Origin of the sequence: Methanothermobacter wolfeii, assembly GCF_025397995.1 — an archaeon.
GTDB lineage: Archaea > Methanobacteriota > Methanobacteria > Methanobacteriales > Methanothermobacteraceae > Methanothermobacter > Methanothermobacter wolfei.
In genome coordinates this window covers 1,465,605-1,485,610 of the sequence record NZ_CP104550.1, presented here as the reverse complement: position 1 = coordinate 1,485,610, position 20,006 = coordinate 1,465,605, and the positions used below count along the sequence as shown (strand labels likewise).

The window sequence follows — 20,006 nt, the reverse complement described above, 5'->3', positions numbered from 1 at the left end:
GAAATGATGATAGAGAAAATCAGGGGAACGGTGACATCGGCATCCTTCCTGGTCCTTGTCCTGATCCTCCTCTCAGCAGTAATCATATACCCCATCTGGACCATGCTATTCCTTGGAGCCGTCTTTGCATACATTGTAAGGCCTGTGGCCCTGAGGATTAACAGGAGGATACCCTACCTTTCGGTGTCCATAATCCTTGCCATGATGGTGGTTATGATGCCACTCATCGGCATCATCGTCTTCACGGTTGACTCCATAATAAACTCGGCACCGGCCCTGGCTTCACTCGCAGGGAACATTGACGTTACAGGGATCCTCTCAGGGGTTCCCAGGGAGTTCCAGCCATCTGCAGGGAGCACTCTGGGGGCCCTGAAGGGTTTCCTAACGGACATCCTCAGGGGTTCGGTCAACTATGCGGTTGATATCATACAGTCACTCCCCATGATAGCCCTCCAGCTCTTCATATTCTTCTCATCGACCTTCTACTTTGCAAGGGATGGTGAGAGGCTCACAGGATACCTGAGGTCGGTCCTCCCGGAGAAGAGCAGGCCCTTCATGAAGAGGATGGCGGCTGAAACCGAGAGGGTCCTCATGAGCATCTTCTACGGCCACTTCTTAACAGCCCTCCTGATAGGTTTAATGGCCGCCGCCGGGTTCTACATCCTTGGTTACCCATATGCGATACTCCTGGGTATAATAACCGGGCTTTTCCAGCTAATACCTGTTATAGGGCCATGGGCGGCCTACACTCCCCTGGCAGCCTATGATATCATCACAGGGAACATCCTGAGGGCGGTCCTCGTCCTTATATTCGGGTTTTTCCTGAGCACCGTTGACATCTACCTTAGGCCTAAACTTTCAGGTAAGTATGCGGATATACACCCCATGATATTCCTTGTGGGATTCCTTGGAGGCCCCCTGGTCTGGGGGGTTGCAGGGTTCATTGTGGGGCCACTGGTCCTGGGACTCGCCTACGCCGCCCTTGAGGCCTACCGGACGGACTCAGGGAAAGAATAAAATAATTTTTAGGAATGCCTGGGGGGCTGATTTTTAATTGATGCATTTAATTTTTTGTTTGGAATCCTATATGCGTATCCTTTAAACTATTAATCCCTGATGTTCCCTGCCGGTCCAAAGTTATGAATCATGGGTCCGGCCTTATTTCAGAATCATCCTAAAGAATTCCATTTATATTCGTTATAGGCCCGAATAACGAAGTTCAATGGGTGCTGGTGTTAGAACTGCATCGGAACTGTACTAAAGGGACTGATACCCTAACAGTAAAAACAATTCTTTCTTTTTATTACTCTTTTTGCTCTTTTTTCCTTAGAGTTTCATTTAGTTTTCTAAGTTCTCGAAGTAATAATTCATTTTGTCTTATGATGAGTTTATTTTGGTCTATAAGTGCTTTAAAACCAGCTCCAATTATCTGTTCCGTGGGGTTGAAAGTTAGTAAGGTCCCTATTCTCATCCATTTAGTTCCTGCTTCCTGATTCGCTAAATTTTCCATGTCAGTATAAATTTCATCTATTGGTTAAATAAAGATCCCCAGATGTCACGTGATCATGAATCATCTGAAGGAACAGTTATTAGGCCTCCAAAACAAGATTAATGAACATGGAAACTTACAGGATGGTGCTTCTTGACATCGACTACGTAACATGTGATGAGAAGCCCGTTATAAGACTCTTTGGAAAGGACAAATCAGGTGACAATGAGCCCATGATAGCATTTGACACTTCCTTCAGACCCTACATCTACGTATTACCACATGATACCGACTCATGCATCAGGGAACTTGAGGAGCTAGGGATAGGGAAGATGGAGGTCCTGGAGATGAGGGACCTTGGAAGGATGACCCCTGTAATCAGGGCTGAATTCAGCCACCCCTCAGAGGTGCCTAAACTCAGGGACAGGATAAGGAACCTGGACTCTGTCAGGGACATAAGGGAACATGACATACCCTTCTACAGGAGATACCTCATCGACAAATCCATCTTCCCAATGTCCGAGCTGGAATTCCAGGGGGAAGTGAGGGAATCGGCACCATTGGTTGAGGCAGACGACGTTAAACTGGTTGAGATAACCGGGGAGGTCTCATCAACGGGCCAGGGGACCCATGAACTTGACATCCTGAGCTTTGACATCGAGGCCAGGAACCCCCACGGGATGCCCAGTCCCGAGGAGGATGAGATAATAATGATCGGAGTGGCTGGAAGGGACTTCAGCAGGGTAATATCAACCAGGGGGGATCACCTCGACTATGTTGAGGTGGTTGATGATGAGGCGGAGATAATCAGGAGATTCGCAGAGATCATAAGGGAGGAGAAGCCCGACATCCTAGTGGGCTACAACTCCGACAACTTCGACTTTCCCTACATATCAAGGAGGGCTGAGATACTGGGGGTTGACCTCAACCCTGGATGGGATGGTTCAGGGATAAGGACCATGAGGAGGGGATTTGCAAACTCAACAGCCATCAGGGGCACGGTGCACGTGGACCTCTACCCTGTAATGAGGAGGTACATGAACCTTGACCGCTACACCCTTGAGCGGGTATACCGTGAACTCTTCGGTGAAGAAAAATTCGACCTCCCGGGCGATAGACTCTGGGAGTACTGGGACCGTGATGACCTCAGGGACGAACTATTCAGGTACTCCCTGGATGATGTCACCGCAACCTACCGTATCGCAGAGAAGATACTCCCCCTTAACATGGAACTCACCCGTGTGGTTGGCCAGCCCCTCTTTGACATATCAAGGATGGCGACGGGGCAGCAGGCGGAATGGTTCCTTGTAAGGAAGGCCCACCAGTACGGTGAACTGGTACCCAACAAGCCATCACAGTCAGAGTTCTCAGAGAGGAGGGGGAGGAGGGCTGTTGGGGGTTATGTTAAGGAGCCTGAGAAGGGCCTCCATGAGAACATAGTCCAGTTCGACTTCAGGAGCCTCTACCCGAGCATCATAATCTCAAAGAACATATCCCCTGACACCCTCACCACCGACCCTGAATGCGACTGCCATGTGGCGCCTGAATACGGGTACCGCTTCCTTAAGGATCCCAGGGGATTCATACCATCCGTTATAGGCGAGATCCTCTCAGAGAGGGTGAGGGTTAAGGGTGAAATGAAACGCTCAAAGGACCCTGTGGAGAAGAAACTCCTGAACGTCCAGCAGGAAGCCCTCAAGAGACTTGCAAATACCATGTACGGTGTTTACGGTTACTCAAGGTTCAGATGGTACTCGATGGAATGCGCCGAGGCCATAACAGCATGGGGTAGGGACTACATTAAAAGAACCATAAGGATGGCTGAGGACTTCGGCTTCCACACGGTTTATGCTGACACGGACGGATTCTACGCCACCTACACAGGCAGGAAGTCATAACTGTGGATTTCCTCGGCTTATCAGGATTTATGTCTGAGGGTCGTGCTGCACTTGTAAGGAAGGTGGTTGAGGTCGGGCTGATCCAGATGTCTGAAGGAACAGCATATGTAATGAATGGATGGACTTAGCAATGATTGAATGCTGAGATACTTAGCAATGATTGAATGCTGAGATACTTAGCAATGATTGAATGCTGAGATAATTCCAGGCCCTCAGTAAAGGGAAATAATTCAACCCCTGACTTCAGCCATGAACCTTTCAATTATCTCCACGGCGCTCATGTCGATGACAGGGACATCGGCGTTCCCCGGCTTTACGGGTACATGAACGAAAAGGGGGCCTGTGGCTTCAAGGGCCCTGGTGAAGTCCAGTTCCTCATCAAAACGGATAACCCTGAAACCCATGGCCCTGGCAACACCTCCAAGGTCTATGGTGTCAGCGTATGTGCACTGGGACCCTGTTGTGGCATAGCATTTATTGTCAAGGAGGACTATTATGAGGTTCCCTGGGGCCTGACCTGCAGCGGTTACAAGGCCCCCCAGGTTCATGAGGATGGACCCGTCACCGTCAAGGACAACAACCCTGCGCTCCTGTGTGAGGGCAAGTCCGAGTCCAATGGAGGAGGCCATTCCCATGGATCCAAGCATGTAGAAGTGGGTCCCCGAATCCTTGACACTGTAGAGTTCCCTTGATGGGAATCCCAGGTTGCATACAACGAGTTCATCATCAAGGACCTCAACGATCCTCTTTATGGCTTCGATTCTCTCAAGCATCGGCATCACCAGTATGAAATCTTTAAAAGGACGGCTGAGGGCCTCCTCATCTTCAGGGAATCATCTGTTAATTCCTTAATGGCCTTCCTGGCATCATCGGGGGTTTCAGGGGCCCTGAAGGGTATCCCGAGGATCTCAAGGATGCCCTCAGTGACCCTTCCCATGGGGACCTGGGCTTCCATGAACTCCCCCTCGGTACCCCTGTGGCTCACCACCATGGTTATGGGTATCCTGTAGAGACTGTAGAGTGATGCAAGGACATTGACCGAGTTACCGAGGCCGGAGTTCTGCATCAGTATCGCAGTGGTTTTACCGGCCATGTATGCGCCTGCAGCAACACCGAAGCCCTCCTCCTCCCTTGTCACGGGGATGTGCATGATTTCAGGGTCATCATCCACCATCTCAAGGACCCCTTTAAGGTTGACGCAGGGGACGCTGACGGCGAAGTCTATACCGGCATCCTTCATGCCCATGTAGACGGCGTCACTGCTATCCAATTTCATAACCCCTTGATTTCAAGGTCAAGGTTAAGGTCCTCGGAGATGCTTGTGAGGCTTTCAAGGAGTTTCTCATCGATCTCAATACCCTCCTCTCGCCTCCTTTTGATGTTCATGGCCTCGATGTCCCCGGGTATGAGGACGTCGCCGGAGGACTTGACCTCCTCTATGAATGCATCCACACTGGATTTGAATTCATCAACATCCCCCATCTTTGAGGGGTCTATGGCCATCATGAGATCTCCCTTGGTGCACATCTCCCTGGGATTGGCTGTGCCCTTAACCCCTGCTCCGAAGGCGGCCCCCACAAGGGGCCCTGCAAGTATCTCTATCATGAAGGATAATGCGTACCCCTTATGCCCCCCGAAGGGCAGTATGGATCCCTTAAGCGCCATTTCAGGGTCAGTTGTGGGCTTCCCGTCAGCATCAAGGGCCACGTTTTCAGGTATGCTTTCACCCTTCCTGGCGGCTTCAAGGAGCTTGCCCCTTGCAGATGCGGATGTTGCCATGTCAACAGATACGTAGTGCTTATCTGAGGGTATACCTATGGCGACGGGGTTTGTTCCGAGTATAGGTGTCTTACCTCCTACTGGCGCCACAGCTGGCTCCGTGTTTGCTATCACAACGCCTATCGTGTCATTCATCACCGCCATGTCCGAGTAGTAGCCGGCAACACCGAAGTGGTTGGAGTCATGGACACCCACGAGGCCGACCCCTGTGGATCCTGCCTTTTCTATTGCAATTTCCATGGCCCTGTATGCAACCACGTGGCCGAAGAGGTGGTTCCCGTTGATGATGGCGGTTGATTCTGTTTCCCTTTCAACGGTAATCTCACCATCCCTCTTTATGGTCCCGTAACGCAAACCCTCAACGTACTGGGGGAACCTTCCTATCCCGTGGGAGCTGAATCCCTTAAGATCGGCATCAAGTGTAACATCTGCAACGATGGCGGCGCTCTCCTCAGGGACCTCCATGGCCATGAGTATCTCCTTTATGATTTTAACTTCATCTTCAGCGCTTATCCTCATAGAAACCAACTCCTAAAGTATTATTGATTCTCCTGTGTAGGCTGTGATGTCCACACTGGAGGCTTTGTCCGTGACCTCTCCTATGACGTGTGCACGGTCACCCAGAACATCAACGGCATGGTCTGCTTCATCCTTCCCTACGATGGCGCAGAAACCAACACCCATGTTGAATACACGGTACATCTCCTCGATGGGGACACCTGAATCATGCATCACCCTGAAGATGTGCTGGGGCTCAGGGAGCATGTCAAGGCGATACCCCACCTCCTTTTTAAGCCTCTTAAGATTGCTGAATCCCCCGCCTGTAATATGGGCGAGTCCATTCACACCGACACCCGAGTCAATGAGCTCCATGACGGGCTCCACATAGATCCTTGTGGGTTTGAGGAGCGCATCCCCAACCGTAACATCGGAGCCAGGGAGGCTGTCATGGGGTGATAGTTCCAGTTCCTCAAAGAAGACCTTCCTTGCAAGGCTAAGGCCGTTACTGTGTATCCCGCTGCTTTCAATACCTATAACAGCGTCCCCTGGGGCTATCCTTTCCCCTGTTATGATTTTATCCGTATCAACGAATCCGATACCCGTGGCTGCAAGGTCAAAATTCCTTACTATACCTGGGAGGGATGCTGTCTCCCCACCGATTACTGCGATACGTGCCATATCAGCACCCCTTGCAAGGCCATGGCCTATCTCATCGGCCACCTCAGGGTCGGGGTGTTCGACTGCAAGGTAGTCGACGAGGGCGGCGGGCCTGGCACCGACACAGAGGATGTCATTGACCACCATTGCAATGCAGTCTATCCCCACGGTATCGTAGCGGTTCATCATCTCAGCCACGAGGATCTTGCTCCCAACACCGTCGGTGCTCATTGCAATGGCCACATCCCCCATCCTTACAAGGGCGGCGAAGTGCCCTGTTCCGGTAATAACGTCACAGTGTTTGAGTGTTCCGGCGAGCCTTGAGGTTAAACGGCGGACCGTCAGCTCCTCAAGGTCTATGTCCACTCCAGATTCAGAATAGGTTACCATTCAATCACCAAGATAATGATAGTCTGAGGTTATCTAAATAGCTCACTGTATACGGACCGTCTCAAGGTTGAGGGGCGTCTTTGTCTCTATACGGTAGGCCCTGTATATGCTTGAGGCAAGGTCAAGGGTCTTGTAGTTGTCACCGTGGCATATGAGTATCTTCTCGGGTTTGGGTGATATCCTCTTGACGTATTCCATGAGCTGCCTCCTGTCTGAGTGACCGCTGAACCCCTCGATGGTCTTAATGTTCATCCTGACATTGTAGACCCTCATCTTATCATCCTCATCCTTGAGGGGGATCTCCTTCCATCCCTTCTGTATCCTCCTACCCAGGGACCCCTCGGCCTGGTATCCCACGAAGACCAGGGAGTTGTCAGGGTCCTCACACAGCCACTTGAAGTACTCCAGGGAGTTTCCACCTGTCAGCATACCTGAGGTTGAGAGGATTATTGATGGTTCACCCTCCACTATCTCCCTGCGCTCATCCATACCGTTGACCTTGTGGAATATGTCGGAGATGAAGGGGTTGTGTCCCATATGGAATATCTGATCCCTCAGATCCTTACTCAGGTACTCGGGCCTTGCCGTGTGGATGGCGTTGGCCTCCCAGATCATACCATCGATGTAGACAGGGACATTATCTATTATACCCGTCCTTATGTATTCCTCAAGGACTATCATGAGTTCCTGGGCCCTTCCAACGGCAAAGACGGGTATGAGGATCTTACCACCCCTTTTGAGGGTGGAGTAGATGGTTTTAATGAGCTCCTTCTCTGCATGGTTCCTTGAGGGCTGGACATCATCGTGTCCCCCGTAGGTGCTCTCCATCACCAGGGTTTCAAGTCTCGGGAACCTGTTGGCTGCGGGTTCAAGGAGCCTGCTCTGCTCGTACTTGAAGTCCCCTGTGTAGACCATGTTGTGCTGTCCATCACCTATGTGGAGGTGGGCCATTGCAGAGCCAAGTATGTGGCCTGCATTGTGGAGTGTGAGCCTTATATCGGGTGCTATGTCGGTTACCTCACCGTAGTCAAGGGTTATGGTGTGCTTGACGCTCTTCTTCACGTGTTTCACGTTGAAGGGGAGGGGTTCGTCCTCACGGTGTGCTATGTCTATGTGGTCCAGCTGCAGCAGTGTCATGAGGTCCCTTGTCGGTGCCGTGCAGTAGACGGGTCCATCGTAGCCGTAGTGGTAGAGGTAGGGCAGGAACCCTGAATGGTCAAGGTGTGCATGGGTGATTATAACAGCGTCAAGGCTGTCCAGTGTGAACTCGGGGACGTTGAGGAATGGGTATGAGTTCTTATCGTCTCCACCTGCAACGTTAACACCGCAGTCAAGGAGCACCCTGCTGTTGGGGGTCTGGAGGTAGAGGCAGGATCTGCCCACCTCCCTGAACCCTCCCATGGCAGTCAGCCTTGCCCAGTCGTTGTCATACTTGGGCTTCTGGTGTATCCTGCTTCCAAGCTGCTGCAGGATCTTCTTACGCTCCTTGCTGTTCTTTCTGAGTGTTCTGCGGATTCTCTGGATTATCTCGGATGATATCGGCGGTGTCCTGAGTATCTTCGGGGCCCATCCAGTGTTCTTAACTATTTCCCTTGATGTTGACCCGTATTTACCTATAACGAGGCCTGGTTTACGGGCCTCTATTATAACCTCACAGGTCACATCATCGAAGGATATGTTGGTGATCTTGGCCTCTTCAGGGACTATCTCATGGATCTTCTTTATGGTCTTCTCAGGATCCATGAGGACTGACCTGTCGGATCTTATGATTATCCTCTTCCGTATGTCCTTCGCAATATCCCTTATGAGGTTGCCGTTCTCGGTTATTATTTCAGGGTTCTTTGTGTAGATAACCACCTCGGGCCCCTCAAATTCCACCTTGGCTACCTGGACCCTTTCAGGAAGTCTCTGTATTATCGTCCTTTTGATTTCTTCAAGCATCTCTGAAACCATAAAATCACTTCTAAAAAATAGGGGGTGTCAGTAAACGACTTGTTTACTGATTGTATGAAAATAAAGAAAAATCAGTTGAGGTCTTCAATCCTTTTCTGGATTTCCTCTTCAGTGATCATCCTGAAGCCTTCCTCCTCTGTCACGGTGGCCACGAGTATACCGTTTCCAGAGTATGTATCCCTTTCCATCGCAGACTTGATGGCCCTTATTGCGATATCCACTCCCTCATCAACGTAGAGGTCTTCTGTGTAGCGGTCCTCGAGGACACCGTAGGCGATGGGTGAGCCTGAACCTGTTGACACGAACTTATCGGGTATCATGCCGCCTGATGGGTCAAGGGAGTATATCTTGGCTCCTTTGTCATCAACCCCTCCCAGGAGGGTCTGGACGATGAATGGATAGAAGCGTGATGAGTGCAGTATGTTGGACGCAAGGGCAGCCGCTGCTTCTATGCTTATCCTTTCAGAATTCCTCATCCTGTAGAGGGCTGCCTCTGCCTTGAGGTACTTCATAAGGCTCTGGGCATCGGCCACTGATCCTGCGATTGTAGCCGCTATGTGTTCATCTATCCTGAAAATTTTGTCTGCGGTTTTATGGGCTATGAGGTTGCCCATGCTGGCCCTTCTTTCTGTGGCAAAAACAACTCCATCCCTGCATGTTATGCCAACAGTTGTAGTGCCTTTCAGTGTCTTTTTATCGTTCATGAATACACCTCGAGTAAAAATAATAAAAAACCAGTTCTTATTTTATAATTGTCCCCGGCCTGTATATAAAAGGTTGCCTTTAAGGGACTTTAAAACTTCTGGTATCAATATAACGCAGAGGTCCTTATTAAACTTTGCGATTTGATGATGTAAAAAAAATAGGTAATCAGGTTATGATTTCAGGGAGCTTGTCATTCTCTGCGGCAACCTTGATCTCCCTTGCAACACGCCGGCCCATACTCATACCTTCACCATGGAGGAGGCAGCTGTAGGTTGAACCATGCATGAAGGTGTTTGTACCTCCATCTGACCGTGCGCTTATCTCGAAGGTCACGATTTCAAGGTTGTCTGTGCACATTGTCTGGAGACAGAATGGACCGTTCATGCCTGGAGGCACCAGTTTTTCGGCTGCTTCAACCATGTTATCGCCCATGTCAAATACCTGGGGCAGCAGTGACTCCCTCATTGCAACCGGGTGGTTACCTGTTATCACATAGGATGGGTCAAGGTTTATCTCAAGCTGGTCCCTTGCCGGGATCCTGACAAGGCCGTCTATGTTTGATTCGAAACGGCTGTCCATACCCATGAGTTCCACTTCATCATTCATGATTGAGTAGAAGTAGTGAATGCAGAAGTTTGTACCTGAAACATACTCCTCGATGTGGGCATCCTTGATGTCGTCCTCGGTTATCCAGCCCCTTTCCATCATTGAGTCGATCTTCTCATTGAACTCCTCGGTGCTTGAGGCCACGAAGTAACCGCGACCACCCCTAGCGCCTGGGAATTTTACCATAACTGGCCTGTCGATATCTTCGGGATCCTTAAACTTCATAGGTATCCTTATCTCAGCCTCTGTAAGAAGTTTTCTTTCAAGTTCCCTTTCTGATTCCCAGCGTAGTATATCCCTGTTACCGAACATGGGGACATAGAAATCATTTTCAATGTGATCAAGACCCGCATAGGCTACAAATGACCCGTGGGGTACTATTATGCTGTTCATTGATCTCAGTTTCTCCTGTATGTCCTCGTTTACTATGTCGCTGAACCTGTCCACCATTATGAATTCATCAGCAACCCTGAAGCGCTGATATGGTACTTCACGTCCCTTTTCACAGACAACAGCAGTTCTGAAACCCTCTTTTTTTGCTCCGTGCAGGATGTGCATGGAGGTGTGGCTGCCAAGTGTTGCAATGGTCAGCTCTTCCTTATCGTACCCATCCAGGATGCCCAGTATCTCGTCTCTTTTTACCTTACTCATAAAGAATCCCCTTTTATTTATACAATTACTCTGCATAACCCTAATTATATTTTTTTTGCCTTCAAGAGAAGGCATTAAATATTTAAATCAAAAGAGTAACTATATCCTCCATTTTTCAAAATCACGCTTAAAAGTGGATGAACATGAAATGGTCAAGGATAGGTGACATCGTAGTTGTTAACCGGGAAGTGGATGAACCTTCCAAGTTCCTTAAAATCCCGGGTGTCCGGAGCGTTGTCTGTGTAGATGGCATCCAGGGACCCATGAGGAGGCCAACGGTGCGTGTACTTGCAGGGAGCGGCACCGAGACCCTTCACAGGGAGAACGGCTGCCTTTTCAGGATTGACCTCTCGAAGGTTATGTGGTCGCGGGGGAACATCAATGAAAGGGCCCGCATACCCCAACTCGTGGAGGACGGTGAGACCGTTGTTGACATGTTTGCAGGGATAGGGTACTTCTCAATACCAGTGGCTGTCCATGCAAACCCCCTGAGGGTCTACTCCATAGAGATAAACCCGGAATCCTTCAGGTACCTCAGGGATAACATTGTCCTTAACGGTGTTGAGGATGTGGTGGAACCCGTCCTGGGGGACTGCAGGGAGATGGCCCCGGAGCTGGAGGTGGACAGGGTTATAATGGGCTACGTGGGCACAACCCACCATTACCTTGAGGCTGCCATGGAGTGCCTGGTTGATGGGGGTGTTTTACACTACCATGAAACGGTGCCAGAGACCATGAAATTTTCAAGGCCCCTGAGGAGGATAGAGAGGGCCGCGCACCCAAGGAGGGTTAAACTATTGGACAGGAGGACCATCAAGAAGTACTCTCCTGGGGTCTGGCATGTGGTCCTGGATGCCAGGATAGGATGAGGTTCATATAATGATTTTCAGGGGGGCCACGGTAGCCACATCTGCTTGGACAGCTGCACAGATGAGGTTCATATAATGATTTTCAGAGGGACTGGAGGATGGCTGTAGCGGTGGATGACTTCAGGGTTGCAGGGGTTGACCTTGCAGCAGGAGAAGAGAATGAAACAGGATTTGCCGTAATAGAAGGCCTGAAACTCCACACATCTGGTTTATTCACATTGGATGAGATAACCGATGCTGTCATGGGCGCAGGGGTGGTGGCGGTGGACGCTCCCCTTTCACTACCATGGGGGAGGTGCTGCCTTGAAAGGGACTGTGGATGCAGCAGGTATGGCCACTTCAGACGCTCGGACATGGAGGCCAGGAGGTATGGAGGGGTCCTGCCACTCACATGGAGGGGGATGAAGGAACTCACACTCAGGGGAATTGAACTCAGAAAAAGACTTGAGGGTGAGGTGAAGGTCATAGAAACCCACGCCGGAACCGTGAGGAGGATGCGGAACATCACAGGGGAACTCAGGGAAACATTTAACCCTGGAGAACTTAACAGACACAGGATGGATGCGCTCATAGCCGCAGCAGTGGCCCTCTTTTACATGAGGGGCCGTTATATTGAACTTGGAGACCCTGATGAGGGGACAATAATCCTCCCCGCCCCGGAGGCACGCCTTAAGGATGTAATCTTCAGGGATCAATCCACTGGCACTAAATGAGGTCCTTGTAGAGTTCATTTATCTTATCAAGGACAAGGGGGCTCAGGAACTCCTCAGAGATGAACCTCCTGTACACTGGAAGCCTCTCCTCAAGGACGAAGCCAGCCGACTCGGTAACCCTTCTAAGCTCCTCAATGCCGGGCCAGGGAGCCTCAGGGTTCACATGGTCCCTGCCCACCGGTGAAACACCCCCCCAGTCATCTGCACCTGCAAGGAGGAACACCTCCCCTGTTTCCCTGTTGAGGTTGGGGGGGACCTGGACGCTCACATCAGGGAAGAGGAGACTTGTAACCGCAACCATCCTTACCATGTCAAGGAGTGGGGGCTCCGGATGGTTCTCCATGGGTATGCCCTCCTTTGACCTGAAGTTCTGTATGATTATCTCCTGTATATGCCCGTACCTGTCCTGGATGCGCCTGAGCTCCAGGAGGGAGTCGGCCCTCTCCTCAACGGTCTCACCTATACCCACAAGTATGCCTGTGGTGAAGGGTATCCTGAGACGACCGGCATCCCTGATTGTCCTGAGCCTCAGTTCAGGGTCCTTCCCGGGGCTTTCCCTGTGGGCATCTGTATACATGAGTCTGGGACTTGATGACTCAAGCATGAGGCCCATGGAGGCGTTAACCTCCCTCAGCCTTTTAAGGTCCCTGTAGGACAGGACCCCCATATTTGTATGGGGCAGGAGACCCGTCTCCTCAAGGGTCATCCTGCAGACATGACATGTGTAGTCCACCATGTCATTAAAACCCATCCCTTCAAGCTCCTCCCTGACAGCAGGGAACTGGTGGGCCTCCTCTCCGAAGGCGAAGAGGGCCTCGGTGCATCCGGCTCTGCGGGCACCTTTAAGTTCCTGGATTATAAGTTCAGGGCTCATTAAAGGGGGGTCAGGGGTGTCGGACCTGAAGGTGCAGTAACCGCACCTGTTGCGGCATGCCCTGGTGATGGGTATGAAGATATTCCTTGAGTAGGTCACCCTCCCCGGACTGCAGGCCCTCTTCATGAGGTCGAGGATATGGCAGCCCCCGGCTGAGAGCAGACCCACAAGTTCTTCCTTTGAGAAGACCATGGAGGCACCCTAATTATTCACCTATATCCGAGACCACAACCTCAACGAAGCAGGGCCCCACACCGCTCCTGTCCCTGTAGAGAACAACAAAGAGCCCTGTATCACCGGTGGTGAAGAGACGGTACTCCACGGCGAAATTCATATCCTCAAGGGACTCCTTCAGGCGGTGTATGCCCCCGATATCTGTTTCGGTTCCAACCTCAACACATGAACGTATCTGTTCATCCATTAAACCGATGAGGGCAGCGCCTTCATCTGAGAAAAGATCTATTTCAGTGGCATCAAGGTGTTCCAGGAGCCTGTCCAGTTCCTCACCCATATTATCTGATCCTATTCGTTTCCTGGACATTCCCCTTACGATAAGTATATCGCTGGCATTGAGGGCGGGTCTTGAGCCCTCAAATGCTTCAAGGTAGCCCATGATTTCTCCGGCTGTTCTGTGAAGCTTCATCATGGTATCAACTCCTGTTGTTGAGTTCCTCTATCTCGTAGCGGAGCTCTCCCATGGTGGCGACCTTCTCTGCGAAGGCATTGTGTCTGTGTATGCTCTCCTCATTTATCTGCCTCACGGTTACTATGGTGTCATCCGGCAGATGGGGGTATTCACTGACTATCCTGTGGACCATGTTACGGACACAGTCCTCAACGAACATGGGATTCTCATGGGCATTAACAACAACAGCATTCTCATCCGATCTTTTGAGGAGTTCATATACCGGTGAGCTCATGGAATCCTCTATGATCCTTATAAGGTTCTCGGCCCTTATGGTCTGATCCTCAGGGACCTCTATCATGATCATTCCACGGCCACGCTGGTTGTGGGATGCGAAGGAGACACAGTCAAGCACCCTCTCAACGGTTTCCTCATCAAGGAACTCCATGAGCTTCTGCCTGGAGGTTTCCTTGACAGATTCCTGTGCACATGGGCATACGGTCATCCCGACGACCTCTGCACCGATCATCTTACGTATCATTATCCCGTCATCATCACGGTACCCGATGGCGTCTGCCATGATCTTGGTCATCTCCTGGCTCTTCCTTCCGGTGACAGGGGATTTCTTCATGAACATGAAGTCGCTCTTCATGCTGACCTCAGCCCGACGGGCGTACCTGTGCTTATTGAGGAGTCTGTTGACGATCTCTGCGCAGAGTGACTCCAGTTCAAGGGCACTGTTTTCAACGACCTCCTCGAGGACATCGCTTATGGCCTCGGGGTTCCTTGACATGTGAATCCCCCTCTGCCTGCTCGGAAGGTCGACGAACGCATCAAATGTTGGTAGAAGGATTATGGGTCTTCTATTATCCCTTTCTATCTTCAGGAGCTTCTTAACACCTGTAACACCCACCCTTGTAAGGTGAACGGGGATGCTAGGTATATTGTCCTGTGTATCTGGAAAACAAACTAAGCCCAAATTTTACACCCCATAATAATAAATGACCATGGTTAGTCAGTTTTAAGTATAATAGTGGGAACTTGTTTATATACTTGTCCGGAGGGTATTACCATACCCTGGGGGGTTGTTAAATATCAGATCAGGTGCAGTTATCCCATAGAAGAGGATATGGAAAGGGGGGATTTCCAGGATCCGTGGCTGCACCGTACCATGAACCTAGGAGAGCATTTCCAGGATCTCCTCAGGGGTTGAGTCCTTGATGTTTTCCCTTAACCTTGCATCGGCACCGTAGAGTTCCCCGGCCCTCTCTGCAAGGAGTCTTGTGCTCTTATCATCCTCACCAAGGACGATAACCCTTTCAAGGGATTCAAGTTTTCTTTCTATATCATGTTTGAGGTGTTCGATCTTCTTCTCTATACCCTTAAGGGCTCCTTCAGGGATTTTGGGGTTTATTCTGCGCATATCCTCAATTGAAAGGGGGGCGCCTGCAACTATTATGTTCTGTGCTTCAGCACCGCTCTTTACAAGGAGTTTCTTCACTGAGCTGTTGTTGACTATTATAAGTTTACCCCCTGATATCTCCCGTATCCTTTCAGAGGGATCCTCCCTTTCAAGGACACCGAAATCTGCAAGCATATGGTCGATTGCATTCCTTGCAGATAGGAGTTTATGGCAGAAATCAGCAGCATCATCACCCCTGAGCTCATGTGATGGGAGGCTGAGGTATATGTATTCCTCGGCTTCAATCAGCATGTTCATGGCTTCCTGGAACTTTTCAGTGTTTATGGTCCCGTCACCCGGCTCTCCAGGAGTGATTACTCTTTTAATGTTTCTGCATGATTCTTTTATGAGTTTTTCAGCCTGCTTGAACCTAATTTTATCCATATAAGACACCACAGATCAATTTAACTAGAAGCTGAAGAAGGGTGAGAATGTGTCCTGCAGTTCTCTGAATATCTCGTGGACTCCTTGGGGGTCTGTGGAGTATCCTTCAGGTTCCTCACCTTCAAGGGCCCTCAGGAATGATACATTTGATTTTCCAAGGGCCACGGGATCATAGCCACCCTCAAGGACCACGGCGCCAGGCGCTCCTGTCCGGTGAAGGAACCAGCCGATCCATGAGAAGAAAAGTTCATCAACCTCCACAGAGGCTAAAGGATCGCTCCTGTGGGCATCAAAACCCGCGGATACGAATATCATCAGGGGTCTGATTTTCCTGATGACCTCGGGGAGGATTTCACCAAGTATCCAGATGTACTCATCGTTACCTGACCCTGGGGGCACGGGGATGTTAAGGTTGAAGCCCTCGCCCGCACCTTCACCGGTTTCAGCCACGAATCCAGTCCCTGGGAAGAGGGTCCTGGGGTCCTGGTGTATTGAGATGTACATGACCTCCGGGTCATGGTAGAATATGCTTGAGGTCCCGTTTCCATGGTGGACATCGAAGTCAAGGACAAGGAATCCTGAGACTCCATGGTTCTGGCGGCAGTGTTCAATGGCAACTGCCAGGTTGTTGAATATGCAGAACCCCATGGAGCGGTCGTAGCATGCATGGTGTCCGGGTGGCCTTGCCACAGAATATGACCACCCGCCATTGAGGGACTCCTCTGCAGCCACCATGGCGCCCCCTGCAGCGAGTCTTGCAACGTTGAAGGTGTCGGGGGTCATGTAGGTGTCGTAGTCAAGCCAGCCACCACCGCTACCAGAGAAGACCTCAAGGTACTCCACGTGTCTGCTGCTGTGGACCATCTGGATCTCATGGATGCCGGCGATCCGCGGCTCCATGAACTCGACTTCCAGGTCGGAGGCCCCTATGGCATCGATTATTGCGCGGGTCCTCCCCCTGTTTTCAACGTGATCCTCCCTGTTGTGGAGGTCATAGGTGGCTGAGTGGATGATCTTCATCAGAGATAATTATCTGCATTGTGGGATAAATAACTAATCGCCTATCATCTTTGAGGAGGTCATATCCTCCTTCACGATGTTGAGGACGGTCTGGGTGTAGGTCCTCTGGACGTCACCCTCACTGAGGAGGCCCTTTATGAAGCTGTCAAGTTCACTGGTGTCCTTGAACTTCCCTATAAGTATGGCATCGAATTCCCCTGTAACATCATAGACTGCAAGGACGTTCTTGTGGTAGGCTGTCCTTGTCTCCCAGTTTCTGAGGACACCGCCCTTAACCTTAACACCGATTATGGCCGTTAACTTGTAACCGAGCTTTGAATGGTCTATGATGGGTACGAACTTCTTTATAACACCCTTCTGGACGAGCTTTTCAACCCTGTTGTGGACGGTCCCCACCGAAACATCAAGTATCCTTGAGATGTTCCTGTAGGACATCCTTCCATCCTCATTAAGCAGATCTATTATTTTCCTGTCAATATCATCAATTTTGACGACTTCATCATCCATAGGAATCACCACTAAACAATGTATACTTGTATTGTTTGTATTATAAATTTTTTCAAAGGATAGGTCATTTCGTGTATTCTGATTTAGAAGAAGATGTTAACTCTTATATGCTTGGTGTCTGTTCCCTTATAAATGTTTAGAAAAAATTAAAAAATTGGGGGTTATTATTCGTAGGCGTATCTGAGTGCAAGGGCCCGGTTCCAGAACAGTACAATGTACGGAGTTATTATGAGGACCACTATGATTGCACCTATAACCGGGATGGCGCTGATAAAGCTTCCAACGAATCCGATGACAGCGGCTATTATCCCGACAACGATGTACCATATGATGTAGTCAACCCATCCGATCTGGGATATGACGTCAAGGATTTCACCGAACCTGAAGGCTGCTCCAAGTTCGCTGTCATTGTAGGCCATGTGGGCAATTGCAATTGTTTCTATAAGACCAAGGATTATTGCAAGTATGACGCCTATTATCATTGTACCGCCAAGGAGGCCTGTGAAGGCTGTGGGATTTGTTATCATTCCGGTGTCCGGTGATACCATTGAAAGGGAACCGAATACACCCGCAATTATTATTATCATTGGCACAATCATGTAGACTATCTGCACAACGAATACCTTGAGTCCATCAACAAACATCTCTCCCCATTCATCGAATTCAGGGAGCTCATCAAAACCTGCTATTGATGCCTTAAGGGCCCTGAACCCGTAACCAGTGGCCAGGAAGATGGGTATTATCAGAAAACTGATCAAAAAGAGAAGGCCAAGTATTATCACCTTCTTCCAGTCACTGGAGGGATACCTTATGGCATCATTCACAATTTCTCCTATATCCAATTTTACACCTCCGCGGAGTCATCCGCAACTAAAAATATATAAATCCCACTATATAAAACTGCTTTATCTTAACTGGACATATGATATTAATCCCTAGGAGGACGGTAACATTTCCAGAAGTGACTTGCAGGTGATGCATACTGATCATGGATGTTTATAAATGTGATGAAGCGGGTGTAATGGATGAATAAGGGCGCACTTATACTTGTAATCATAATTCTTGCAGGCAGCTATTTCTACTTCACCAGCACAGCAGGGGACTTCGAGCCCCTGGGGAGACTGGCCTTTGTTAAGATCGCCAACCCTGACATGTACCCGGGCCACATACATTCAAAGCTCCTTGCAGAGTATGCAAGGGAGGAGGGGTCCCCATGCATACTAGTTGTCCATTACGGCGGAAGCTCAAATTACAGGTGCTACATGGAGGGAGATGTTTACATCCTTGAACTGGCCTACGTTGAGAAGAATCAGTACACACCTGGTATAAACTGGACTGAGGTCTGGCAGGAGGGGATATACGGTGTTCCAGATGACAAATGGACCTACCGCTCAGATGGCAGGGAGTTCAGGACCCTTGACGAGGCCCTTCAATATATAAAGGAGAGGGCTGCCGAGCATGGCCAGACAGACCCCATACCCATGGTATACCATGGCACCGTGAGGCAGGGCGATGTTATTGTAAACCAGGGCTGCGGTTTCCCACTTTACTATAAGATTGCCAGGGAGGAGTACGGGCCCATCGCCGCCTACTTCTACGTTATAAAGGGGATAATCTTCCCCTACCTCAAGAACCCCTACAGGAACTTTGAACTTAAAAATGCCAGGGCACTCCAGTACTACTACAACCACAACATGCTCAACTATGAGTAGACACTTAAATATTAGATTAGGGAGCCCTTTATGGCATCCTTCACAGCCCCCAGATCAGCATCCGTCTTTATACCGGTGGGTTTGAAGTGGGTCCTTGAAACCCTGAAACCGTCACCCCTAAGGTGGTCCATCACTGAGTCGATGGGGGGCGCGCTGACACCCATACTGCTGCAGAGTTCATGGACATCATAGAATCCAGGGGGCATCCCCGCCTCCCTGATACATGTCTGCAGCAACCTGAGGACCTTCTCTTTCTGATTCAGCTTCTTATTCTCAGCCTCCTCTATCATGGAACCTATGAAGCCGGCGTCCTGGATATCACCAACCCACAGGGGCCCTGCAACATCAAGTTCCCGGCCACAGGATGGGCACTTCATGTTAATGGGGGTGAAGCCATTAACGTGTCCATGGAAGAGGCAGCTGAAACAGTGCAGGATGAAACCGATGTTTTTAAGCGACTCATCAGCCCTCCTGGCACCCCTACGCACCATGACGTACAGGCGCATGTAGTGCTTGGTGCTGTGTGAAAGGAGGAACTCCGAACCCTTCCGGTACCTTGCAAGGTTCATGGCAGTAAACCCTGCAAGTATACGCACACCTATCTCATGACAGTACTCTGTCTTAAGGGGCCTTGAAGAGTACTTCCTGAGGCAGGGCTTAACATAGGTCCCGCAGAGGCCTGATGTGTCTGTTGCGGTAACACCTATCATTGAACGGTTCCTTATGGCTGCTGCCGCAGAGTCCATGAAGGGTGCGGGGGTCCCGAAGGGATCAACATCAATAAAATCAAAGACCCCCTGGTTACTCCTTAAAAATACGCCGGCATCCTCCCGGCTCACAAGGGGTGACACGGAGTTCATCCTGGAGTTCCTCTCTATACATTCAACTGCAAGGGGGTTTATGTCATTGGCCCAAGCCTCTGCAACACCGTCAACCTCCTTCAGGTACCTTATGGCCCTTATACCGCTCCCTGCAAAGGTGTCTGCAACCTTTATCGCCCTGTCCACCATCCTCTGGAATACCTGCAGTGCAAGGACAGAAACGTCCCGGTTAAATTCCATGTCAGGGTTATAGAATACCGGGGCCTTCGATGAAACCCTGCTGAAATCAGGGACCTGTATTTTCACTGAACCCTCATTTACCGTTATCATACCTACCACTTTTCCCTGGAAAATATTTATTAGTCACCTGCACTTAATGATGTATGCTCA

21 protein-coding genes are annotated in these 20,006 nt (G+C 50.1%); 5 read left to right on the top strand and 16 right to left on the bottom strand.

Annotated elements, in window-relative coordinates; genetic code table 11:
• Positions 1-6 precede the first annotated feature (6 nt).
• Positions 7-1,017: an AI-2E family transporter gene (locus tag N5910_RS08080; RefSeq protein ID WP_074359474.1), complete on the top strand. Its 1,011-nt coding sequence runs from the start codon at positions 7-9 to the stop codon at positions 1,015-1,017.
• A 286-nt stretch (positions 1,018-1,303) separates the two neighbouring features.
• On the opposite strand, the gene N5910_RS08075 is transcribed toward N5910_RS08080, so the two are convergent.
• Positions 1,304-1,510, bottom strand: a complete 207-nt coding sequence (locus N5910_RS08075) for a hypothetical protein (protein WP_191216185.1) — start codon at positions 1,508-1,510, stop codon at positions 1,304-1,306.
• A gap of 107 nt (positions 1,511-1,617) precedes the next feature.
• Between N5910_RS08075 and polB1 the strand changes: the two genes are divergently transcribed.
• Entirely contained in the window at positions 1,618-3,387 is a 1,770-nt protein-coding gene (polB1, locus tag N5910_RS08070; RefSeq protein ID WP_261599541.1) for a DNA polymerase PolB subunit 1, read from the top strand.
• A gap of 230 nt (positions 3,388-3,617) precedes the next feature.
• On the opposite strand, the gene comE is transcribed toward polB1, so the two are convergent.
• From comE to N5910_RS08035, 7 genes are all read right to left on the bottom strand, one after another.
• A complete protein-coding gene (gene comE / locus N5910_RS08065) occupies positions 3,618-4,160 on the bottom strand; it encodes a sulfopyruvate decarboxylase subunit beta (protein ID WP_261599540.1) in 543 nt (180 codons plus the stop codon).
• Between the two features lie 5 nt (positions 4,161-4,165).
• A complete protein-coding gene (comD, locus tag N5910_RS08060; protein WP_261599539.1) occupies positions 4,166-4,663 on the bottom strand; it encodes a sulfopyruvate decarboxylase subunit alpha in 498 nt (165 codons plus the stop codon).
• Entirely contained in the window at positions 4,660-5,685 is a 1,026-nt protein-coding gene (gene comC, locus N5910_RS08055) for an L-sulfolactate dehydrogenase (RefSeq protein ID WP_261599538.1), read from the bottom strand. The genes comD and comC overlap by 4 nt, the downstream gene beginning before the upstream one ends.
• 12 nt (positions 5,686-5,697) lie before the next feature.
• Positions 5,698-6,714 (bottom strand): phosphoribosylformylglycinamidine cyclo-ligase, encoded by a 1,017-nt coding sequence (purM, locus tag N5910_RS08050; protein WP_261599537.1) that lies wholly within the window; start codon positions 6,712-6,714, stop codon positions 5,698-5,700.
• A gap of 42 nt (positions 6,715-6,756) precedes the next feature.
• Positions 6,757-8,667 (bottom strand): beta-CASP ribonuclease aCPSF1, encoded by a 1,911-nt coding sequence (locus N5910_RS08045; protein WP_074359468.1) that lies wholly within the window; start codon positions 8,665-8,667, stop codon positions 6,757-6,759.
• A gap of 71 nt (positions 8,668-8,738) precedes the next feature.
• The gene (gene psmB, locus N5910_RS08040) at positions 8,739-9,371 is read right to left on the bottom strand and encodes an archaeal proteasome endopeptidase complex subunit beta (protein WP_191216181.1); all 633 of its coding nucleotides are present in this window, start codon (positions 9,369-9,371) and stop codon (positions 8,739-8,741) included.
• 166 nt (positions 9,372-9,537) lie between these two features.
• The gene (locus N5910_RS08035) at positions 9,538-10,629 is read right to left on the bottom strand and encodes a formate--phosphoribosylaminoimidazolecarboxamide ligase (RefSeq protein ID WP_191216180.1); all 1,092 of its coding nucleotides are present in this window, start codon (positions 10,627-10,629) and stop codon (positions 9,538-9,540) included.
• A 143-nt stretch (positions 10,630-10,772) separates the two neighbouring features.
• Between N5910_RS08035 and N5910_RS08030 the strand changes: the two genes are divergently transcribed.
• On the top strand, positions 10,773-11,498 hold the full coding sequence (locus tag N5910_RS08030; protein ID WP_074359465.1) for a class I SAM-dependent methyltransferase: 726 nt from the start codon (positions 10,773-10,775) through the stop codon (positions 11,496-11,498).
• A gap of 98 nt (positions 11,499-11,596) precedes the next feature.
• Complete coding sequence (locus N5910_RS08025; RefSeq protein ID WP_074359464.1) at positions 11,597-12,211, top strand: DUF429 domain-containing protein; 615 nt, start codon at positions 11,597-11,599, stop codon at positions 12,209-12,211.
• On the opposite strand, the gene cofG is transcribed toward N5910_RS08025, so the two are convergent.
• The 7 genes from cofG to N5910_RS07990 all read right to left on the bottom strand — a co-directional run bounded on the left by cofG (position 12,204) and on the right by N5910_RS07990 (position 17,925).
• A complete protein-coding gene (gene cofG, locus N5910_RS08020) occupies positions 12,204-13,277 on the bottom strand; it encodes a 7,8-didemethyl-8-hydroxy-5-deazariboflavin synthase CofG (RefSeq protein ID WP_191216178.1) in 1,074 nt (357 codons plus the stop codon). The genes N5910_RS08025 and cofG overlap by 8 nt on opposite strands.
• Before the next feature lie 13 nt (positions 13,278-13,290).
• A complete protein-coding gene (locus N5910_RS08015) occupies positions 13,291-13,731 on the bottom strand; it encodes a DUF2120 domain-containing protein (RefSeq protein WP_261599536.1) in 441 nt (146 codons plus the stop codon).
• 4 nt (positions 13,732-13,735) lie between these two features.
• Positions 13,736-14,689, bottom strand: a complete 954-nt coding sequence (mptA, locus tag N5910_RS08010) for a GTP cyclohydrolase MptA (protein WP_261599535.1) — start codon at positions 14,687-14,689, stop codon at positions 13,736-13,738.
• A 198-nt stretch (positions 14,690-14,887) separates the two neighbouring features.
• The gene (locus N5910_RS08005; RefSeq protein ID WP_074359461.1) at positions 14,888-15,556 is read right to left on the bottom strand and encodes a DUF2100 domain-containing protein; all 669 of its coding nucleotides are present in this window, start codon (positions 15,554-15,556) and stop codon (positions 14,888-14,890) included.
• Positions 15,557-15,580: 24 nt separating this feature from the next.
• Positions 15,581-16,576, bottom strand: a complete 996-nt coding sequence (locus N5910_RS08000; protein ID WP_261599534.1) for a histone deacetylase family protein — start codon at positions 16,574-16,576, stop codon at positions 15,581-15,583.
• Between the two features lie 33 nt (positions 16,577-16,609).
• Complete coding sequence (locus N5910_RS07995; protein ID WP_074359459.1) at positions 16,610-17,083, bottom strand: Lrp/AsnC family transcriptional regulator; 474 nt, start codon at positions 17,081-17,083, stop codon at positions 16,610-16,612.
• A gap of 164 nt (positions 17,084-17,247) precedes the next feature.
• Entirely contained in the window at positions 17,248-17,925 is a 678-nt protein-coding gene (locus N5910_RS07990) for a DUF4013 domain-containing protein (protein WP_261599533.1), read from the bottom strand.
• Positions 17,926-18,108: 183 nt separating this feature from the next.
• On the opposite strand from N5910_RS07990, the gene N5910_RS07985 reads away from it, so the two are divergent.
• On the top strand, positions 18,109-18,795 hold the full coding sequence (locus N5910_RS07985) for a hypothetical protein (RefSeq protein ID WP_074359458.1): 687 nt from the start codon (positions 18,109-18,111) through the stop codon (positions 18,793-18,795).
• Positions 18,796-18,806: 11 nt separating this feature from the next.
• On the opposite strand, the gene N5910_RS07980 is transcribed toward N5910_RS07985, so the two are convergent.
• A complete protein-coding gene (locus N5910_RS07980) occupies positions 18,807-19,946 on the bottom strand; it encodes a tRNA (guanine(10)-N(2))-dimethyltransferase (RefSeq protein WP_261599532.1) in 1,140 nt (379 codons plus the stop codon).
• Positions 19,947-20,006 lie beyond the last annotated feature (60 nt).